The sequence below is a fragment of the Robbsia andropogonis genome (assembly GCF_034047095.1).
Classification (GTDB): Bacteria; Pseudomonadota; Gammaproteobacteria; order Burkholderiales; family Burkholderiaceae; genus Robbsia; species Robbsia andropogonis.
In genome coordinates, this window is record NZ_CP139170.1 from 556695 (window position 1) to 577341 (window position 20647).

Sequence of the window (20647 nt, forward strand, 5' to 3'; positions counted from 1 at the left end):
ATCGGGCAGAGGGATATGAATAGCGTAAGCGCCGTGCCGTTGCTGTCGTCGTTGCCGGGGGTATCACACACCGTAGTGATCGGGGCGGTCGTCAGCGGCATTGTCTTGCTCGCTGCATTGATCGTGGCAATGCTCGCGTATCGTAAAAAGCGGCGTGAAAGCCGTGCCGCGCAGAAGGTGGAGGTGGCACCAAAGGGCGCGCCTACACCCACTGAGGGGGAACGCCCGCCCGCCGCCGCGGGGAGCAAGCCTGGTGAAACGCCGCTCGCGCATGTGCTTCGCGGACTGCGACGGGATTTTCGCGCTCGCGCCGGTACGGTGGACGCCCGCACCGGCACGCCTTACATGCGCTATGACGTGCCATGCCTCGTGGTGTTGAATGCCTCCCCGGACGCAAAGCCGTTGCCGCTGTCGAACCTGGATGTAACGCCCTGGGTGCCTAACTCGGCAACTGACCCGTTGGCGGCTGAGAACGTCAGCCTTTCGTCCCGCCTGCTGTTGCGTTGGAAACGCTGGCAAAGGGCAAAGGCGTTCCGAGAAGGCCCCGAGACGCCGGCCATGCCCGGCATGACCTGGACCTTTGCGGACCGTGGCGTGGTGATTGAACTACGTCAGCCCCTGATTGATTTCGTGCCGTCTTCCGGCATGCCGGGCCAGCCACAACCGGTCTGGGACACATTTCTACGTTGCAGCAGTCGCTACCGGCCACGGCGTCCGCTAGATGCCGTCGTGCTAGTGCTACCGGCGCGCCTGTTACGCGATGATTCGGTGCAGGGGCATCTGGCCCTTCAAGAGGCGGCGCAACTCGCCCATCAACGGCTATGGCATCTGCAGCGCCTGTTTGCGATGCGGGTAACCGTGTATGTGGTTATCAGCGAATGCGAATCGATCCCGGGATTTGATGCCTTCGCGCGCAGCCTTTCGGAGCCGGCCCGGCAAAGCATGGTGGGTTGGTCGTCCCCCTATTCCCCGGACAGATTGTGGGACGAGAAATGGGTGGACGAAGCGTTGAACCATCTGGGTGACGTGGTGAATGCTTCAGTGGTGGCGCATTTTGCCGCTTCCATCGACGGTGGAGAAATGGAGCGTATCGTCGGCGGCTGTGACAGGGCGGCGGTGAGATGGCTCGCGCTGTTGGACGCTTTGTCGGCGTTGCGTCAGCCGCTGCACCGTTATATGGAAGCGTTGATGCGTCCCAACGCTTACCACGACCCGTTCTTGTTGCGCGGCCTGTATTGGGGCGGCGACATTGCCGGCGACGCGGCCGGCGCGGAGTCGGATAATGCTCGCTCCGAACCCGTTTTCTACCGGGATCTCCTGCTCAGGAAGGCGTTTGCTGAAATTGGCCTGACACGCGCCTCCGCGACGGTAGCGCTGAGGTCGCGATCGGGGCACCGTCTCATGCGATGGGGTGCGACGGCGTTGCTGTGCGGCTGGGCGGCCGGTTTGGGCGTCGCGACGTGGCAAACGGCGGCGCGTGGGAAAGTACTCGCGGACGTGTTGCGAGGCTTGCGAGGCGATCAGCGGATGATGGCGGCGGCGGCGCAACGCCAGGAATGGTTGCCGGTGGGCTGGTACTCAAGTAAGACGCTTTCCTTGCTGGCGTTGGATGAGACGTTGGCGGGTCCGCTAGCGCGGGTGACGATGCCCGGCGTATGGCTGCCGTTCGATCGCTTGGACGCGCGGATCTCGGACCGCTTTCACCTGGTTTTTGGCGCGATGGCGGTGGTTGCGTTCGAACGAGAGCTGGGCCGCAAAGTGCACGCGTTGACAGGCGCCCCGATGGATCCTTTAACCGGGGAAATCCTGCCAATGGCACAGGCGACGCGATGTGATGCGTCACTGGATGCCGGTGACATGGTTGGCATGGCGTCAGCATGCAACGCGGCGCTACCCGCAGTCGCCGCCGCCACGCTGGCGCCCTTCGACCGGCCCGCGATGCGGGACTTGTTGGCCTATTTGAAGGGCGTCGAGGCATTGGAGCAGGCGTTGGGTGCCTGGAAGCGGCTACGCATGGGCGATAATGCCAGCGAGGATGCTGACGAGGATTTCCGTTCAGTCATTCGCTATCTGATGAACGTTGAGGTGCGCGGTGATGTCGCCCATAGTCTGCGGCGCTTCAGTCGATACTCGAACAAGACCCAGTTCGTGCCGTCGCTGAAAAACCCCGCGTTGCGGGCGGCCGTGCAACGCCGCTGGCAAATACACGCCGTGACGGTGAGACACGACTTGTTGTCGGCAAATTGCTTGTTGTCGACCGATAAGCGGGTTCAGGCAATGCTGCAAGCGCTTGGTCAGGGCGTGTCTCCCGACGGCGGGCCGATCAACTGGCCCGTACAGTACGCGCACATCGTCTCCCTACTGGACGATGAGGCCACCATGGTGGCCGGGGGGGGCTGGCGCTGGATCCTTGATGATGCAGGCCGAGCGGGGCAACCGATCTCCTCGGGCGAGTCGGCAAACCGGACTGGACCGGGCAGTGCCAACGAGCAGGGCGAGACGCTGGCCTTACCGCCCGTTGGTGTGCCCCGTCGGATGTCCGACGAGATCGATGAGATCGCCGGGCGCGTGTCCGCTTCTACGGTGTTAGGGGCGGCGACGGCGTCTGCATGGCGCGATGATTGGTGGCGGGCGCAGCGCGGATTGCAGTCGGATTTGAGGCAATGGTTGGCGAACCCGAAGAGCGGCCTGTTGTGGAATGCAAGCGATGCGACATGGCATCTGAAGCCCGCACGTATTGCATTACGGGGCGCGCTTGGGAATTTGATGGAACAGTCGTTTATGACATCGGTGCCGCCGCGTGACCTGCCGGCGCCAGCGCCAGGACAGGTGCTGCGGTGGCGCTTGGATAGGCTGGCCGGACCCGAGGCGCTGGACGACGCACGTAAGCAACTCCTCGCAAAAACGGTACTGCCCCTGTCGCCCGACCTCGCGCAGGACGTTACGCGCGGCGCTGATAAGCAGCTCGCGGCATTGTTGTTGCGTCGGTTAGCTGACGCCGCGCAGCTCGTGCCGGTTTCCGTGATGGCCGACCCCGCCAGCGCGGCGGGGCGTTCCTCGGCGCCCGCGGTGCAGATCGCGCTGAAGCAGATTGCGGATTCACTCACCTTGCTGGATGCAACACCCGCTGTGCAGCAGTTACAGGAGCGCTTGTCGGCAGATGCAATGAGCTGGCTGCAAATGCTCGATCAGCGTTTGAATGCATCGGACTTGTATGCCGTAGCGCGTGTGACAGCGGCGGACGGCCCGTGCGGGCCTATGAACGCGCGCGTCGAGAGCGATCGCGTCGTGCCGGTGCCCTCGATGGCCTGTGCGTTTGCCGTGGGTACGCAGTCGGCATTGGCATCCTTCGTGGGTGAGCAGTCCGCAACGATAGTCGATTGGGGCGGGCAAGCGACGACGCTGTTGCCGCTATTGACGACTGCCGATGCGAACACCGCGCTGGCGCGCAAATGGCGCGGGATCGTCGAGGATCTGGCCCGCTATGCAGTGCGCAGCCCGATGTCGTCGCTACTCCAACTCGAGCAATTCATCCTCGCCGCGGGGCCGCCTGGGGCGGGCGCCCCGATCGATGGGGGCGCCTGTGCGCGCCTCGCCTCCACCGCACCCAGGTCAGCGTCGCAAGACTATTTCAGCGAAACGCAGTGGCGACTTTATCGCTGGCTATCCACACAATGTCAGGCCGCTTCCTCGATGCGGCGCCGTGCCGATTGGCGGGCTTTTCAAACTGTTTTCAATACCTACCTCGCAGGGCATTCGCCGTTTGCGTCGCCGTTGCGAGGATCCGGGGAGCGGCAGCCAGAGGCTGCGGACCCTTCACAGGTGGCGCGGGCCCTTATGCTTTTCAGGCGTTTCAAAGGGGCGACCGTTTCAGCCGGCGCGGGAATGTTCGATGGCAATCGCGGTTCGTCTGTCATGCCTTCCTCGGTGGGCGCTTTCGCGCGGCAGTTCGACATGATGTCAAGGATACTCACGCCGTTGACGGGGGGCGCAGAGTCGAAGTCGTCCGGTTCCGGGCTCCGCGGGAAAGGCGGATTACCTGCCAATGACGGACCGCCGGAACCATCGCTGGCCAGCGCTGCCACGGCGGGGGGCAACGATATGTCCGCATTGGTATCGGCAGACACCGGCACGCCAGGCGGCCTCGGCCTGAAGGTAGCGTTTCGCGTGAACAAGCAGTTGGAGCAGTACGGTAACCAGATCATAGACTGGACGTTCGCATCTGGTGCGCAACGTGTGTCCAAACAACGTGATGCCCTTCCAGCAAAGGCGTCCGCCTCCCTTGCTTGGCGACCAGGTGACCCCATCGTATTAACGCTACGATTGGCCGACGAGGCGCAGATACGGATAGGCGCAGACCCTCGTCAACCGGCGATGGCAACCGATGGCAGGACCGTCATCTTCCGTTTCGACGACACATGGGCGCTGTTGTCGATGATCGATCGCCACCGTGCATCCACCGGGACGGACGGCATCACATTGGCATTCAGTTTCCCGGTGACGCCCTGCGTGCGCGACGAGACGATGGGCTGCCGTGCGCCGCTGTCCAAGGCCGCATTGGCGGCGGCGGATGCGCTACGGCAAGACGCGCCCTCCGGGCCTTCATCGGTACTTAACGCGCGCGTCTTCATCGGTTTGACGTTGTTGCAAGCGGGCGGACTGCCGCCGGATGGCTCAGGGTCCATTGCCGGACTTCGCGCAGGCGATGGATCGCGGTCCGTAGCAACGCCACGCGCTGTCGACTGGCCAGCGCAGCGTCCATCACATGCACCGGCATGGTGAAGGTGCGCCTATGCGGGGCGCGTCATCGGAGCGGATCGTGGAACAAATATCGGAATCAACAGTGGAACCGACCTTGCCGCCTAACGCGTTGCAGGACTGCGTGACACGGATGATCGTGGCATGGCACGACGATGAGGCGATTGCGCCTTTTGCCGCTGCAATGGCGGCCGTTGTCGCTCCACTTGGCGATGGTGCGCCGGCTGGCGTGTCTTTACGCTACCACCCGATCTTTCGCGAGATCAATGTGGCGCGTGCTTCGGATGATCCGTCGTTACCGCAGGGCGAATGGGTGAGAGCGCTAAAGAAAGCGGATTGGGGCAAGGTGGTGACACTGTGCCAGCGTGCGCTCGGCGAAACGGGAAAAGACTATCAAGTGGCCGCTTGGCTGTGCGAGGGGTGGTTCCATACGTCGGGCGTTCCTGGATTGCAGGCCGGTATCGCGACGATGACGGCGCTCGTATCGCGTTACTGGCGCGACGCGTTTCCTACCATTTCGCGGGACGATTGCGACGCGCGGTTCAATGTGTTCGATTGGCTGGACGAGGAAATGGCGCGTCTGTTGCGCAGCGAACTGACATTGCGTCCTGCGATGACGTTGTCCGTAGACTTCAAAGACGACACCGGGGGGGCGGAGAGCGACATGGCGCGTGAGTTGACCGCGCAGCGCTGGCAGCAGGTAACTGCCGGGGAGGGCGGGGCTGGTATGCCCGATGCGGCTACATGGCGGGCTAAGACCGATGCTGACGGGGTTGATGCGCTACACCGGCTTCGCGCGACATTAACGGCGCTTGGTAAGCATTGGCAGGCGTTGCGTGCGGCGCTGGACGTTTGTGTCGAGGCTCATGCGCCAGCAGATGCGTCAATGCAGGCGCCGGCATTGCGTCAGGGAGAGCGTGCCATCGAGGCGGTTTGTCTCGCGATAAGCGGTATTCTCGACGGCCGTCACGCCTCGTGGGAAATGATGCATGCGGACGGCATCGATGAGACTGTACGGGCTGAAATGGCGGCGGGATTGTCCATGGAGGCAGAGTCGGGCAGTGTGGCCGAGGACATTGCCGGGTTACGTGCATCGACGGAACCCGTGGCCTCCATGCGCACGACACGGAGTGAATGGACGCGGGCGGGCGCCTACCGCATGCTTGCGGAGATTGCGGCATTCCTGCGACGCCAGGAGCCTCATAGCCCCGTCCCTTACCTGATCGAGAAAGCGGTTCGCTGGGAGAACGAGCCGCTTGACGAAATCATGAGTGAGGTCTTGCGCGACGACATATCGACACGGCAGTACGCCGCGTTGCTTGGTATTAGCTTGGAAGGCTAGCACCGTAGTTTGCTGCCAGCGCCTGAAAGCTTGAGGGGATGGCGTTGCCCTTTCGCCGGGCGTCGCGTTCCGTAAAGCTTTTAAAATAATAAATGCGCGTGCGTAGATATTCGGCGCCAAACACTTTCAGTTCCGAGAACCATTTCGACGCCTCGTTATAAACATGCGCACTAATGAGTTGGGTATTGTTTTCGTTTTGCGTTTCTATGCGGGTGAATAAAGGGCCGGCAAGACCGCTGTTGAGGATAAGAAAGGCTACTGCGGGACTGGCCTTGCATGCCTCTGAGAAGAACTGTGCAAACGCATCGCCGTCGTTGCTGAGCCCACCGCTTGTTCCCGGTTTATATTCCGCGTGTTCACTCTCACGAGGTTCTTCGGCGAAGCGAGCTTGCGCTTGGCGCAGGAACGCGCGAATTCGACGGGCCTCTACCATCTGCGCGGCAACGTCGCACAGTAACGTGATAGCCTTGCCAATGCTGGCTAGCAATCCGCCGAATCCGGGAAGGGCGATACTACTTGCAATGCCAATGGTATGCCAGCCGGCACTGGCAAGGGGCGTCTGTAGCTTCGACCATTTACGCAAGCTGGCGCACACATTCGCCAGCGTAGTCGAATACCCGGGCTTTAGTCTGAACGTGGCAAACTGGGCCCGCTGCGCCAGGGTATCGCACGTTTCCTTGATCACTGCGTAAATGTCCTTGACGAGTTCGTAGCTGTCTTTCAGAAAAGGTATTGCATGGCCGGCGATCTTTTCAGCGATATAAAACACCAGCGCACGCATTTCCGCTACGACAAAATCAGCGCACGCTCCAGGAATGTGCTTGATAAACGCAAGCAACTGGTCCCAGATGTATTTAACTATTTTTTTAAAAAGAGATTGCCCTGAATGGCGCTCCTGTGCCATTCGGCTCTTCCGCAGTATATCGCTCACGGGGTTTTCTATGGTGGATAGCAGCGCGTCAGCAGCGAGTTGTTTTTTCAGCTTTTCTGATATGAGATTTCCTGCCGATGATCCATTGCTGTGAACTAGTTCGGCGATGAGGGGCGTCTCGATTTGATCGGAAGACCCCAGGAATGCCGGTTTCGGCGCTTGCCACGACGAAATGTTGAATCCTTCCAAGACAGCATTTCCCGCCGCCATTGAACTTTTGAAAACGGTTTGGATAATGGAGGCTGTCGAGTAACGTATGTCGGTGTCTTGAAGGAGATACAGAATGCCAAATCGTGCGTGAACGGTGTCGCGCTCGATTGCGTTGTTTATTCTATTTACGTCGACAGGGCGCAGGTGAAGATCCAGCACATCAGTCAACTTTTTGTAGAGGTCTGTCACGAGACCTTTAGAATCGCGCTTGATGTTCGCGAGATGGCTATCGCGCTTCTTGCGCTGATTAATATAGATTTCGAGTTTTCCGTGCAGTTCGATGGCCCGCGACCTCAGGTCTCCCTCTGCGGCAGCACCCCGACCGGCCGCTATCAGCGCGCCGTAGGCGTTGTCGACCACCCGCAAATCGTTGGGGCGAGATCGGAATGAAACACTGGTCTCACTTAACCATTGCGCGAGTGGTTTCAACTCGTGGACAAGATCAACCAATGGCGAAGAGCGAAAGAGAGCGCTCGAAAGAACCGTGCGGTTTGAGCCGAAATCTGACATGAATCGATGGCCTTTGATGACGCTGCATGTTTGTCGTATTGAACATTGCGTAAAACCGGCGTGCTTAGGTTAGGACAGGCATCGAGGTGCCTGGAGGACCGAGGCTTACATAGCGCGCACTGATTCTGGTTTTCCCTCAATGCCCTACCATGAGGATAGCGGAGCGTAACGACGGCGCAATGAGATGGGTCGCAATGCGTCCCGCCGCGCCGTTGCAATCAGTAACGAAGCGGTGAACGTGGGGCGATGCGCGAACATCTGGGCGGAAAGAGTGGGGCGCCTGTGAGACCGGCACAGTCAACGCGTCCAACGAAATCGACAGGCACAACCGCCATTTCTGGCTTGAATTCACCGATAATAACGTTGCCGCTCAGTTTGTATCGCATCCAGTGGTATATCGAATGCATCTGTGGGCAATGTGACCACGCGGGTGGTGTCCAGCGCAACGCCTAAGGTGGCAGGTCGACAGGCGGCGCTCGCCAACGTCCGGTCGTAGTAGCCGCCGCCATAGCCCAGGCGAAAGCCGCGCCCGTCAAAACCGACGCAGGGGATCAGCAGGGCATCGGGCGTCATGTTATTTGTCGAGGCGTCTTCTGTGCCGCTTTCCGGAACGGCGATGCCGTACCGGCCCTTGCGCATGGCGGTTTCTGGCGTCCACGCCACATATCGCAACGCTGTCGCGGCGTGTACGACCTCAGGCAGGGCGGCGCGGCGATCAGTATCGGCGGCGAGCCAATCTGTCACCGCGGCACGCACATCCGGTTCGCCCGCCAACGGCCAATAGAAGCCAACGCAACGCACCCTCTGTTCATCGAGCCATGCCCGCACGCCTGCGGTGATTGCCCGCGCAGTTTCGGGATTTGACGACAAGGCCTGTTGTCGCAAAGGAAGCAGGCGCGCGCGTAGCGCCTGTTTTTCAAGGTGGACGGTTTCCGCGCGAGTGGGCCCGGCACTCCCACGTGCGGTCGGTGACGGCGTGTCGGCGGTCATGTCGTCGGGCACGACATGCCGCGCGTGCGCGCGAGCATGGTTATAGGGGCAGGGTCGCGTGATATGCTGTTCATATTCAAAAGAACGCAAGATGGCAGAGATAATGGTGCGAGTATATCGCGCGATGGCGGCGGGTCTCGTCGCGGTCGTGTTGGCGGCATGCAGTTCTCCAGGGGCGGTTCGCGCGCAGTCCGCGACCATGACGCCGGACGTGGCGGACAGGATCTTCTTGCAACTGCGTGATGCGGCACGCCGCAACGACGCCGCGGCGGCGGCGCAATTGTCCGCGCAGATTCCGGATTATCCGGTCCCGAGCTATGTAGCGTATTACCGGATCAAACCGCAGATGTTCGATCAATCGGGCAAGGCGCGTCTCGACGCACCTGACGATCAGATCCTGGCGTTTCTGCAGCAATACGACGGTACCGCGATCGCGGACCGGCTTCGCAACGACTACCTGACCGTATTGGGCGCGCGCCACGATTGGCGGACGTTCATGGCCCAGTATCCGCGTTTCGCGCTCGACGACGACACGCAGGTCAAGTGCTATGCGTTGGAAGCGCGCGCGTCACGTAACGAGAACGTTGCCGATGCCGCGCGACAACTGCTCACCAATCCGCGCTGGTATGGCGATGGGTGTGTCGACCTGATCATGGCGCTGGCGTCGTCCGGGCAGTTCACTTCCGACGATGTCTGGGCGCAGATGCGCCTGGCCTACGAGGGCAATTACACCTCGCTGGGCCGCCGCATTGCCGATGCGCTGGGGCCGGTCAAGCCAAGCGATCAGACTTTGTCGATGGCGACGGACAAGCCGCCGATTTATCTCGCGCAACCAATCCGCATCAACGACCCGGCGCATCAGCTCGCCTTGCTGGCCATAATCCGGATGGCAGCGAATGATCCGGCGCAGGCGGCGGTCGCGTACGCGAACGTAGAGCCGCGTCTCACGGCCATCGAACGTGGCATCGGCTGGGGCGCGATTGCCTACCGGGCGGCGTTGAAGCAGATGCCGGCGGCTGTCGATTGGTATCGGCTGACAGCCAACGCCCCGTTGACGCTGGGTGAGTACGAATGGCGCACCCGTGCGGCGTTGAGCGTGCAGGATTGGACAATGGTCCGCTGGTCGATCGAGCAGATGCCGCCGGTGCTCCGGGATCAGCCCGTATGGGTTTACTGGCGTGCCCGTGCAATGCAACAGGGCGGCGATGCCGCGAGCGCACAGACCTTGTATCAATCGATCTCGAACCAGTACAACTTTTACGGTCAGTTGGCGACGGAAGCGCTGGGCGGGCTGATTACGGTGCCGCCGCGCACGGTTGTCAGCGCGCAGGAGATCGCCGATGCCGGAAAGAATCCAGGTTTTGCACTGGCGCGCCGTTTCTACGATTTGAATATGCGTTTCGAAGGCAACCGTGAATGGAACTGGCAGTTGCGCGGGATGACCGATCGTCAGTTGCTGGCGGCCGCGAATTACGCGAATTCGATTCAACTGTTCGATCGTGCCGTGAACACTGCCGATCGGACGCGTGTCGAGCATGATTTCACACTGCGTTACCTTGCGCCGTTCCGCCCGATTGTCGACCGCTATGCAGCCAGCACGGGCCTGGACGTCGAGTGGGCGTATGGTCTGATGCGACAGGAATCGCGCTTTATCTATGACGCGCGTTCAGGTGTGGGCGCATCGGGATTGATGCAGTTGATGCCGGGTACCGCGGATCTGGTGGCACGCAAGCTGGGCATGGGCAAGCTCACGCGTGCGCAGGTCAATGAGCTCGATACCAACATCAAGCTGGGTACCAATTACCTGTCGATGGTATATAACCAGTTCGACCAATCGCCGGTGCTGGCGTCGGCTGGCTATAACGCCGGACCGGGGCGTTCACGGCAATGGCGCGCGGCGTTGACGCGGCCGGAAGAAGGCGCGATTTTTGCGGAGACGATTCCGTTCAACGAGACGCGCGATTATGTGGAGAACGTGTTGTCGAACACCGTCTACTACGGCGCGTTGTTTGAAAACCGGCCGAAGTCGTTGCGCGAGCGCCTGGGCATCATCTCGCCCTGAGTGCCGCGCCCATGCGCTGCGTCTGACAAGGAGAGGTGACATGCGTTATCAAACGGTCGCGGTCATTGGGGGAACCGGCTTTATCGGTCGGTCGTTGATACCCAAGCTCCTGACGCTTGGGTACGCGGTGCGCGTGGCAACGCGCTATCGCACGCGGGCTCGTCCGATTCAAATGTTGCCGATTTCGATCACCGAGTGCGACGTGCACGCGCCCGCCCAGCTATCGGCTTTTCTCGATGGTGCCGATGTCGTGATCAATCTGGTGGGCGTGTTGCAGGACAAGCGGGCGATGCCATACGGTCCCGGCTTCGAACGTGCGCATGTCGCGCTGCCGGAGAAGATCTGCACCGCGAGTCGCGCCCTTGGTATCGAGCGTTTTCTGCATGTCAGCGCGCTGCATGCCGATTCGAACGGGCCCAGCATGTATCTGCGCTCGAAGGGGGACGGCGAACAGCGGATCAATGCTGCTGTCGCGGCCAGTCAGACCGAGGGCGGTGCGCCGTTCCGGGCGACGATTTTCCGACCATCGGTGATTTTCGGGCCGGGCGATCAATTCCTGAACCTGTTCGCGCAGGTGCTGAAATTCGCACCGTTCATGCCGCTTGCGTGTGCGCATGCGCGCTACCAGCCTATCTATGTCGAGGACGTGGCTCAGGCGCTGGTCAATGCGATTGAACTGGATGCGCCCACGGTGCCGCGGGTTTTCGAACTGGGCGGTCCGCATGTCTATACGCTGGCGGAGTTGGTACGCTTTGCCGGGGAGGCCAGCGGACATCGCCGTCCGGTCATCGGTTTGCCTGACTGGGCCGGCCGTTTGCAGGGTGCCATCTTCGAACATCTTCCCAACCCGCCGATCACCCGCGACAATATTGATTCTATGCGAGAGGATTCCGTGCTCAGCGGCCCGCTCGATCCGCTGTTACGGCTGACACCGGCCTCGCTGGAATCGGTTGCCGGCGCGTATCTGCGTGGGCTGCCGGTGGGACAGCGATGGACACCGTCCGCCTGAGCCGCGGGGTGAATCGCCTATATACATCGGGGAGCGTGGTGCAATGATGCAATTGGTAATCGCCAACAAGAATTATTCGTCCTGGTCCATGCGGCCCTGGGTGCTGATGACGCACTTCGACCTGCCGTTCCAGGAAACACTCGTGATGCTTGCGAAGCCGGATACGGCCGAAATTATCCGTCGCTACTCGCCAAGTGGACGCCTGCCTTGTTTGATCGACGGACGGGTCACCGTTTGGGATTCCCTGGCCATTTGTGAAACCCTTGCCGAGCGTTTTCCAGAAAAAACGTTGTGGCCGACCGATCCGGTCGCGCGCGCGCGGGCTCGATCGATCAGCGCCGAGATGCATGCCGGTTTCGCCGCGCTGCGCAACAACATGCCGATGAACATCCGGGCACGTGCCAGTGCGGATCGCCTGCAACGCCTGGATGCGGATACGCATGCCGACATCGGCCGCATCGATGCCATCTGGTCCGAGGCACTCGCGCATTCGGGCGGTCCTTTCCTGTTCGGCGAGTTCAGCATCGCCGATGCGATGTATGTTGCCGTGGTCATGCGCTTTCAGACCTATGGTCCCGTGTTGTCGCGGGCCGCGGCCGATTATATGGCGCGGGTGATTGCATTGCCGGCCGTGCAGTCCTGGATTGCCGCCGCCGAGCAGGAAGAGGGCATCGCACGCTACGACGAGGTGTTGTAAGTGGAAATCTACGCCGTAGGCGGCGCGATCCGTGATGCGTTGCTGGGTCTGGAAGTGAAAGACCGCGACTACGTGGTGGTGGGGGCAACCCCGGAGCAGATGACGGCGCAAGGTTTCCGGCCCGTCGGCAAGGACTTTCCGGTGTTTCTTCACCCACGGACGCAAGCGGAATACGCGCTTGCGCGGACCGAACGCAAGACCGCCGCCGGCTATCACGGCTTTTTATTCCATTACGCGCCGGATGTGACGCTGGAGCAGGATTTGGCGCGTCGTGACTTGACGGTCAATGCCATGGCGCGTGCGGTTGCGCCGGACGGTACCTTGACCGGCGAGATCGTCGACCCTTACGGCGGGCGCCGCGACCTGGCGGCGCGCGTGTTTCGGCATGTCGGGCCGGCGTTTCAGGAGGACCCGGTGCGTGTGCTGCGCCTGGCACGCTTTGCCGCACGTTTTGTCGATTTCACCGTGGCCGATGAAACGATGGCGCTGATGCGCGACATGGTCGCCGCGGGTGAAGTGGACGCGCTGGTGCCTGAACGTATATGGCAGGAGGTGTCGCGCGGTTTGATGGAGGCGAAACCATCGCGGATGTTCGCGGTATTGCGCGAATGCGGGGCGTTGGCGCGGATACTGCCTGAGGTCGACGCGCTGTTCGGCGTGCCGCAACGCGCGGACTATCACCCGGAGATCGATACCGGTGTGCATGTGATGATGGTCACCGACTACGCGGCGCGTGCGGGCTATGCGTTGCCCGTGCGGTTTGCCGCGCTGACGCACGATCTCGGCAAGGCGCAAACACCGGCGGATGTGTTGCCGCGTCATATCGGTCATGAGGGGCGGAGCGTCGATCTGCTGAAGCCGCTATGTGAACGCCTGCGCGTGCCGAATGAATGCCGCGACCTTGCGCTGATGGTTGCGCGTGAACATGGCAATATCCATCGTGTCGCCGAGTTCGGCGCGGCGGCGTTGGTGCGCTTATTGGAGCGCTGCGATGCATTGCGCAAGCCGGCGCGTTTCGCGGAAGCGCTGCAAGCGTGCGAGTCCGATGCGCGTGGGCGATTGGGTTTCGAATCGCATCCCTATCCGCAGGCCGAGCGTCTGAGATTGGCGTTGGTCGCGGCGCGCAGTGTCGATGCGGGTGCGGTTGCGGTGCACTTTGCATCGCAACCGGCGCGGATCAAGGATGCGGTGTACGACGCACGCGTCGCCGCCGTGGCCGAGGCGCTGAAAGGTACCTGACCGCTGGCGTGCGCAAGGACGCGGAAGCGCCGGTCATGCTGCCAGGTCCGCTTATGTGGTTGCGTTTGTGTGCGGGTGCCCATCATCGGCAACCGTGTCAGAGTATTCGCGCCAGCGCGAAGCCGATCGCGGTGATCACGATCGACGACATGAACGGAAATGCGTACTCGCGGCCGAACGCTCGGACACGCAGATCGCCGGGCAGACGCCCCACGCCAATCTTGCTGAGCCAGGGCCAGCACCCGTTCAGTAACATCGTCGCGATAAATGACGTGATGAACCAGCGGATCATGATGCATCGTTCCGGGCATAGCCATAGCCATAGTCATCGCCATCGCCATCCGGCAGCAGCGTCCAGGAGCGGTCGCCGGTCAGGAAGGCATCGGGAATGTCGTCGAGTGCCCGCGAGAAGCCGATGACCTTGAACAGCTCCCCCATCTCCGCTTCGGACAACAACTTTTGCATGGCGCTGGCCTTTGGTAGATAGGCGGCAGGGTGTTCCGGGCTGACCTGGCGCGCGAGGATGTCCGCAATCCCGCAATTGATCAGGAACCGGCCCTGCGACATATAGCCGAGGATATCGGCGCCAGCGTCGATCCCGGCTTGCGCCATCGCGCTGAAATCCACGTGCGCGGTGATGTCCTGCAGTCCGGGATACAGCAGTGCGTCGCCGTGCGTCTGGTGACGGTAATGACACATCACCGTGCCGGCCGTGCGTTGCGGGTGGTAGTACTCGTGCGCGGGAAACCCGTAATCGATGAAAATCGCCGCGCCTTTCGTGAGCATTGTGCAGACGGTGGCGACAAAGGCACTGGCGGCGCCGTGCGTTTCCACCAGGTAGTCTTGCCCCATCCGTCCGACGTGTTCAAAGAGCGCGCGCAATGCGGGCGCGAGTGTGTCCGGCGCGGCGCAGGGGCGATCGCGGTGCACCAGATGCGCCCCATCGAGCCCCACGCCGCGTTCGTGCCAGCGTCCCTTCGTGAGCGGATGCAACGTTATCGGCATTGCGTCCAGGACCTCGTTGCCGATCACGACACCGCTGAATGTCTCCGGGAGGCGATCGATCCAGGTCACGTGCGCGTCCACCCAGCGGCATACTGCGTCCGTTTCGGCCGAAGCGGCCGGGCCACCGGCGCCGGCACGGGCGATCAAGGTGACCAGTGTGTCGTGTTGGCGGGCGCGGAGTTCACCCGACAGCTCAACGATCGTATAACGGCTGCAGATCGGTGTGCCCGCATTGTCATCGTTCGACATGCCATGCAGCGCCAGTAGCAGATCGGCGGCCAGTTTCCCGCTGCCAGCTCCGAACTCCAGCACGGCATCGGCATCGGCCATCCGCAGCGCCTGGGCAACGGGACGGGCCAACGCCTGGCCGAACAGCGATGTCAATTCTGGCGCGGTGATGAAGTCGCTGCCGTCGGCGGGGCCGCGACCGAACTTGACGTTGTTTCCGCTGTAATAACCAAGGCCTGGCGTATAGAGCGCCAATTCCATATAGCGCGAAAAAGGCAGCCAGCCGCCGTGCGCGCTGACCTCCGCGGCAATGCGCGCGCGCAACGATGTGCTGCGGGCGAGGGCGGCGGCGTCGGGAACAGGTAAACTGGCAGGATGATTGGCGTTCATCGCGACATTGTAAATGACCTGCGAATCTTCCCGCTCCCCCGTTTTATCGACCCACGCACACGGCTCCGACAGCCCGGGGGCTACGCCTTTGCCTGCTTTATCCGCATCGCGAGGCACCAGCCGCGCACCGGTGGTGCTCCTGCCTGCGCGTATCGGTGTCGATTGGGACGCCGACGAGCGCTGCCCCGCATCATGGCCTGACAAACCGGATGGCGACGGCGGCGCTGGCGGTGGAGGTGCCAGGCGCGGCATTGAGGCAGCCAATGTCATCGGCGCACGCGCGGCGCGCGTGGCGGGGGCGTTCGTCGAGGCCGGATGGGATGTCGGGTTCTACGGTACGCCGCTCGCGTCGGCGGTCCCGGCCGTCGCGTTGGCTGACTCGCCGCGTGGCGCGGCGCTTCTCGCGCTGGCCGAACGGACAGGTCATCCATGCCAATTGCGCTACTTCGGATTGGATTCAGGCGGCGCCTCCGCCAATGCGGCGGCGGCCGGGACGATCGGCGCCTGTACCGCCGTCACGGGGTTTGGTGCGCCGGCACGTTGTCTGATCGTTGCCCCATCGGCGTTTGTGGACCCGCGGCACGCGGTGGAACAGGGCGGCCGTCCCGCATCCGCAGGTCCGCGTTCCGACACCGCGCATGGCACGGACGGCGAGGAAGTAAGCCGCTTTCAAAAGGCGAACTTGACCATCCCCTTGTGTCTGATGAGCGCGCAGCACGCGGCGTGGCAGGCTTGGCGGGGGCAAAAGTCGCCTCCGGCGGACGCTGATGCGGAGCGATTCGCGGTGGAGGATGCGTCGATCCTGGTGCTGCTCGATACAGCCGGGTTGCAGCGGCTCGTCGATATCGAGACCGTGCCGTACGCGGCGTCGCAAGCCGGCTTGCATGCGACGGTGCCGAGCCTGGCACGGGCATATGCGCCGGGGATGCGCGTCAGCGCGGTCAGTGCGCCGTTGCATGATGGTGGTGATCGCGACGAACGGGCCGGTGCGGACGCGGCGTTGGCGCAAGCCTTGTACTATGGCGCGCAAGCCAGCACGATCACGGGTGCAACGTTGCGACTAGGCGGCGTGCCAACCCAAGTTGCCAGGAGCGAGTAAACTGGCGGCCCGGTGTCCCCCGGCGTGGTTGCAAACGGGTTTTGGCTACGCCGCGTGATGCTACGCGAATGTTCCTTGATGGTGCTGCGGTTGCCAGACGCTCGCTGGCGCTTCCAAGCGGCGCGCTGTGGTGCAAACGCGTCAGCGTGAAGCGTCGTCTGGTGCAATCGCTTCGATTCAGATTGATTTACCGCGGCGGCGGCCATGCCTGTTTGCCGAAATGCGGTTGCGATTGATATTATTGAAGTTTTTCGTTTTTACGCTGGATGTTTCCGATCATTGCCGGCCTTCGGCTTCGTGGTCTTACGTCCGCCGCCGATAAGTTTCCTGTGGAGCCGCGCGATGACCAGCGTGCTGATCGACCCTCGTCTTGCCGACTGCCGCCGCTTGTTCGTTCGCGACTATGAAGTCCGAATGCATATTGGCGCCTACGAGCGGGAAAAGCACGGACCGCAAAAGGTTCGTTTCAATGTCGAGCTGTTTGTGCCACTGGCCATCTCAACACCACAACGCGACGCGCTCGAAGAGATCGTCAACACGGACATCATTCGTGACGCCATTACCGAGGCGATCGGCGACGGCCATGTGCATTTGCAGGAAACGCTGTGTGATGGACTGGCGGCGCGATTGCTGGCCGATGCGCGTGTGCGCGCGGTGCGTGTCATCACTGAAAAGATCGACGTCTATCCGGACTGCCAGTCCGTGGGCGTTGAGGTATTCCGATTCAAGGAGGCGTAAATGCCTGACGATATTCCCGCCGACATGACGGTGGACCAGACCACGCCGGACGCTAGCCCCGGTGCCGTGATTCGTGCAGAACGTGCGGCCACGCGGCGCGAGGAACGCGACGCGTACGAGAACAACAAGCTCTTCAAGCGTCTGGCGCGTCAGGTCGGCCAAGCCATTGGCGACTACAACATGATCGAGGACGGGGATCGGGTCATGGTGTGCCTGTCCGGCGGCAAGGATAGCTATGCGATGCTCGACATTCTGATGCGGCTGCGTGAGCGCGCGCCGATCGACTTCGAGATCATCGCCGTCAACCTTGACCAGAAGCAGCCTGGTTTTCCGGAGGAAATCCTGCCTGCGTACCTGACGCAGCGCGGTGTGCCGTTTCACATCGAAAACCAGGATACCTACAGCATCGTCAAGCGGCTGGTGCCGGAAGGCAAGACCACGTGTTCGCTATGTTCGCGACTGCGTCGAGGCATCCTGTATCGCTTGGCGGGCGAACTGGGCGCAACGAAGATCGCACTCGGCCATCACCGTGATGACATTCTGCAGACGATGTTCCTGAACATGTTCTATGGCGGCAAGCTCAAGGGCATGCCGCCCAAGCTCCAATCGGACGACGGCCGCAATATCGTCATCCGTCCGCTCGCGTATGTGAAGGAAGTTGATCTTGAAAAATACGCGGTTCTGCGTGCGTTCCCGATCATTCCTTGCAATCTGTGTGGCAGCCAGCCGAATTTGAAGCGCGCCGAGATGAAGGCGCTGATCCGCGATTGGGATAAACGTTTTCCAGGGCGCGTCGACAATATGTTCAACGCGCTGTCGAGCGTGGTGCCATCGCATCTGATGGATCGGGATCTGTTCAACTTCACCGGCTTGCGTGCCAGCGGCAGCCCTGATCCGGATGGCGATATCGCTTTCGATGAAGATCCCTGTGGCAGCGACGCGGCGCGGCCCTTGATGCTTGACGATGATGAAGAGGATGCCGATGTTGACGCCGTTACCCGCGCGACGAACGAGGCATCGATACGCACTACCCCGTCGTCTGGGCTCCGTGAGCAGGTGATTCGCTTCGGCAAGCGAGAGGGTTGACGGTCTTTATAAGACAGACCGGTACGTCTCGATGCGTTTAAAAAAGCGTCTCCATCGATGATGGCGGCGCTTTTTTCTATCCATTTTCGGCAAGCTTTCCACTAAATAAAAATACGATAAGGCGATCGCGCCGCCAGCGTGTGATCGCGGCATTGCATCGATAACGACGCCCCGGCGGCGCGGCATGATTGATATTAATAGTTGGTATGACGGAGGTGGTGCGAAATCGGTAAAAACCGCTTAATGGTTGGTTTTTTTTCGATGCATCGGCAGTGAAAGCCCCGGCATGGCTAAATAAATATCGCTCAAGACCTTCAGTAAGCTTTCTGGCGGCCGTTCACCGTACTGCACACTCATGGAGAGCTGTCGTGAAGTTTCTGAGCAACTTGAAGATTGGCGCCCGCTTGGGATTGGGATTCGGCATCACGCTGCTGTTGATCGCGTTGATGGGCGTTTTGTCCTATATGCAGACATCGCGTGTGTATCGCGGCACGGAGAGCCTGGCAAAGGATTGGTTGCCAAGTATCCAGGCGCTGGGAACACTGCAGAATACCGCCAACACCGTGCGTCGGACGCAGTTGAAGATTTTGCTGCAAACGAGTGACGCCGGGCGCGCGAAAGACAACAAGACGCGTGACGCTTCACTCAAGGCGTATGACAGTGCCTGGGCGGACTATGTAAAGCTCTCGGCCAACGGCGACGAAAAAGTACTCTCTGACAAGGTTCAGCAGGCGTGGACGGTGTATCGCGAGGTCGACAAGCAGGTCGCCGATCTCGCTGCTACCGGTGATGCGGGGATGATGCAAGCCCGTGAATTGGCGCTTAATGGCGCGACAGTGGCGTTTGGCACCTTGGTCGACGCTATCGCTGAGAATATCGAATTCAACCGGAAGGGCGGCGATGCCGCCGTCGCGGACGCCGAAGGTGCGTTCAGCGAAACGCTGACGACCACGGTGGTGATCGTCCTGCTGGCATTCCTGGGCGGCAGCGTCATTGCCGTGCTGATCACGCGCTCGATCACCGCGCCGGTACGTGAGGCTGTGGACGTGGCGGAGACCGTTGCACGTGGCGACTTGACCCGGCGCATCGAGGTGCGCGGCCGTGATGAGATGGCGCAATTGCTTGGCGCGCTGTCGAACATGAACGAAAAGTTGGCATCGATGGTCAGCCGTGTACGCGATAGCAGCGAAAGTATTGCTACCGGTTCTTCGGAAATCGCCGCGGGTAACAGCGACCTGAGTCAGCGGACGGAAGAGCAGGCCTCCGCATTGGAAGAGACCGCGGCCAGCATGGAGCAACTGACTGCCGCCGTGCGTCAGAACGCGGAGAACGCGAAGCAAGGCAATATGTTGGCGCGTGATGCATCGGAAATTGCCGAGCGCGGCGGTGACGTTGTCGAGAAGGTGGTGGGTACGATGCGCGGCATCACCACCAGTTCCGAGAAAGTTGCCGAGATCATCTCGGTGATTGAAGGCATTGCATTCCAGACCAATATTCTCGCCTTGAACGCGGCGGTGGAAGCCGCTCGTGCCGGCGAGCAGGGGCGTGGCTTTGCGGTGGTGGCCGGCGAAGTGCGCACGCTGGCGCAGCGTAGTGCCGCGGCCGCGAAGGAAATCACCGGGCTGATCAACCAGTCGGTGGAGGGCGTGAAAGCCGGCTCGGCGTTGGTTGATGAAGCCGGTGCGACGATGAAGGACGTCGTGAAGTCCGTGCGGCGCGTGACCGACCTGATGGGCGAAGTCTCCGCCGCGTCGACCGAGCAGCAAACGGGTATCGAGCAGGTCAACCAAGCAGTGGCGCAGATGGACGAAGTGACGCAGCAGAACGCGGCACTGGTCGAGCAGGCATCGGCGGCGGCGCAGTCGATGGCCGCGCAGTCGAGTGCATTGAAGTCGCTCGTCGCCACGTTCAAGGTCGATCGCAACGTCGAGGTTGCCGCGAAGGTGCTGGCATCGATACCTGTGTCGTCATCGCCGGTGGCGATCAGTAGTGCGTCGCGCCCGAAAGCATCTGCTGCCGGGACTACGGCAACGCGCGCACGGAAAACGCCGGTGGGTTCACGGTCGAAAGGCGTGAACAAGGCCCCGGCGCGAACCGCGCCGCGCACATCGATGGCGGCGGCCGCACCGGTGGCGGCAACGGCGTCCGTTGCCGTGGCGGAGGAAGTGTTGCGCACGCCTGCGCCAATGCAGACGGGCACGCGTTCCGTGGCAGTGCCGAAGCCGGCTTCGGCGGATGAGTGGGAAACCTTCTAAGCCGGATTTTGCATCGTTCATTAGTGTCTTAATTTCTGTTTTCAGATATAGCGTGCGTGGCACGCCTCGGAAACCTGCCGCCGCATGATGTGCGATAT

General features: G+C 61.6%; 12 protein-coding genes and 2 pseudogenes. 10 read left to right on the forward strand and 4 right to left on the reverse strand.

Features of this window, described 5'->3' with window-relative positions; genetic code table 11:
* Positions 1–15: 15 nt before the first annotated feature.
* On the forward strand, positions 16–4782 hold the full coding sequence (locus SJQ66_RS16050; RefSeq protein WP_320535010.1) for a type VI secretion system protein: 4767 nt from the start codon (positions 16–18) through the stop codon (positions 4780–4782).
* Positions 4783–4819: 37 nt separating this feature from the next.
* A complete protein-coding gene (gene tssA / locus SJQ66_RS16055; RefSeq protein WP_253463553.1) occupies positions 4820–6100 on the forward strand; it encodes a type VI secretion system protein TssA in 1281 nt (426 codons plus the stop codon).
* Here the strand turns inward: tssA and SJQ66_RS16060 are convergent.
* Both SJQ66_RS16060 and SJQ66_RS16065 read right to left on the reverse strand, forming a co-directional pair.
* Positions 6084–7751: a hypothetical protein gene (locus SJQ66_RS16060; protein WP_320535011.1), complete on the reverse strand. Its 1668-nt coding sequence runs from the start codon at positions 7749–7751 to the stop codon at positions 6084–6086. The genes tssA and SJQ66_RS16060 overlap by 17 nt on opposite strands.
* Positions 7752–8099: 348 nt before the next feature.
* A complete protein-coding gene (locus SJQ66_RS16065) occupies positions 8100–8753 on the reverse strand; it encodes a 5-formyltetrahydrofolate cyclo-ligase (RefSeq protein ID WP_320535012.1) in 654 nt (217 codons plus the stop codon).
* A gap of 79 nt (positions 8754–8832) precedes the next feature.
* Between SJQ66_RS16065 and SJQ66_RS16070 the strand changes: the two genes are divergently transcribed.
* The 4 genes from SJQ66_RS16070 to SJQ66_RS16085 are packed head-to-tail and all read left to right on the forward strand — an operon-like array spanning position 8833 to position 13748.
* The gene (locus SJQ66_RS16070; protein WP_320535013.1) at positions 8833–10803 is read left to right on the forward strand and encodes a lytic transglycosylase domain-containing protein; all 1971 of its coding nucleotides are present in this window, start codon (positions 8833–8835) and stop codon (positions 10801–10803) included.
* A gap of 40 nt (positions 10804–10843) precedes the next feature.
* Positions 10844–11812 carry a complex I NDUFA9 subunit family protein gene (locus SJQ66_RS16075; RefSeq protein ID WP_320535014.1) on the forward strand — a complete coding sequence of 323 codons (969 nt, stop codon included), beginning with the start codon at positions 10844–10846 and terminating at the stop codon, positions 11810–11812.
* A 46-nt stretch (positions 11813–11858) separates the two neighbouring features.
* Entirely contained in the window at positions 11859–12509 is a 651-nt protein-coding gene (locus SJQ66_RS16080; RefSeq protein ID WP_253463684.1) for a glutathione S-transferase family protein, read from the forward strand.
* Complete coding sequence (locus SJQ66_RS16085; protein ID WP_320535015.1) at positions 12510–13748, forward strand: multifunctional CCA addition/repair protein; 1239 nt, start codon at positions 12510–12512, stop codon at positions 13746–13748. It abuts the gene before it with no gap.
* A gap of 97 nt (positions 13749–13845) precedes the next feature.
* Here the strand turns inward: SJQ66_RS16085 and SJQ66_RS16090 are convergent, their stop codons facing one another.
* Both SJQ66_RS16090 and SJQ66_RS16095 read right to left on the reverse strand, forming a co-directional pair.
* Positions 13846–14040 carry a DUF2905 domain-containing protein gene (locus tag SJQ66_RS16090; protein WP_024903383.1) on the reverse strand — a complete coding sequence of 65 codons (195 nt, stop codon included), beginning with the start codon at positions 14038–14040 and terminating at the stop codon, positions 13846–13848.
* A 56-nt stretch (positions 14041–14096) separates the two neighbouring features.
* Positions 14097–15371, reverse strand: a pseudogene (locus SJQ66_RS16095) (class I SAM-dependent methyltransferase); the annotation flags it as partial.
* A gap of 88 nt (positions 15372–15459) precedes the next feature.
* Between SJQ66_RS16095 and SJQ66_RS16100 the strand changes: the two are divergent.
* From SJQ66_RS16100 to SJQ66_RS16115, 4 genes and pseudogenes are all read left to right on the forward strand, one after another.
* The gene (locus tag SJQ66_RS16100; RefSeq protein WP_157685694.1) at positions 15460–16470 is read left to right on the forward strand and encodes a hypothetical protein; all 1011 of its coding nucleotides are present in this window, start codon (positions 15460–15462) and stop codon (positions 16468–16470) included.
* A gap of 342 nt (positions 16471–16812) precedes the next feature.
* Entirely contained in the window at positions 16813–17208 is a 396-nt protein-coding gene (locus SJQ66_RS16105) for a dihydroneopterin aldolase (protein WP_046152298.1), read from the forward strand.
* Between the two features lie 24 nt (positions 17209–17232).
* A pseudogene (gene ttcA, locus SJQ66_RS16110) lies at positions 17233–18159 on the forward strand (tRNA 2-thiocytidine(32) synthetase TtcA); the annotation flags it as partial.
* A 503-nt stretch (positions 18160–18662) separates the two neighbouring features.
* Positions 18663–20549: a methyl-accepting chemotaxis protein gene (locus SJQ66_RS16115; RefSeq protein ID WP_320535016.1), complete on the forward strand. Its 1887-nt coding sequence runs from the start codon at positions 18663–18665 to the stop codon at positions 20547–20549.
* The last annotated feature ends 98 nt before the right edge of the window (positions 20550–20647 follow it).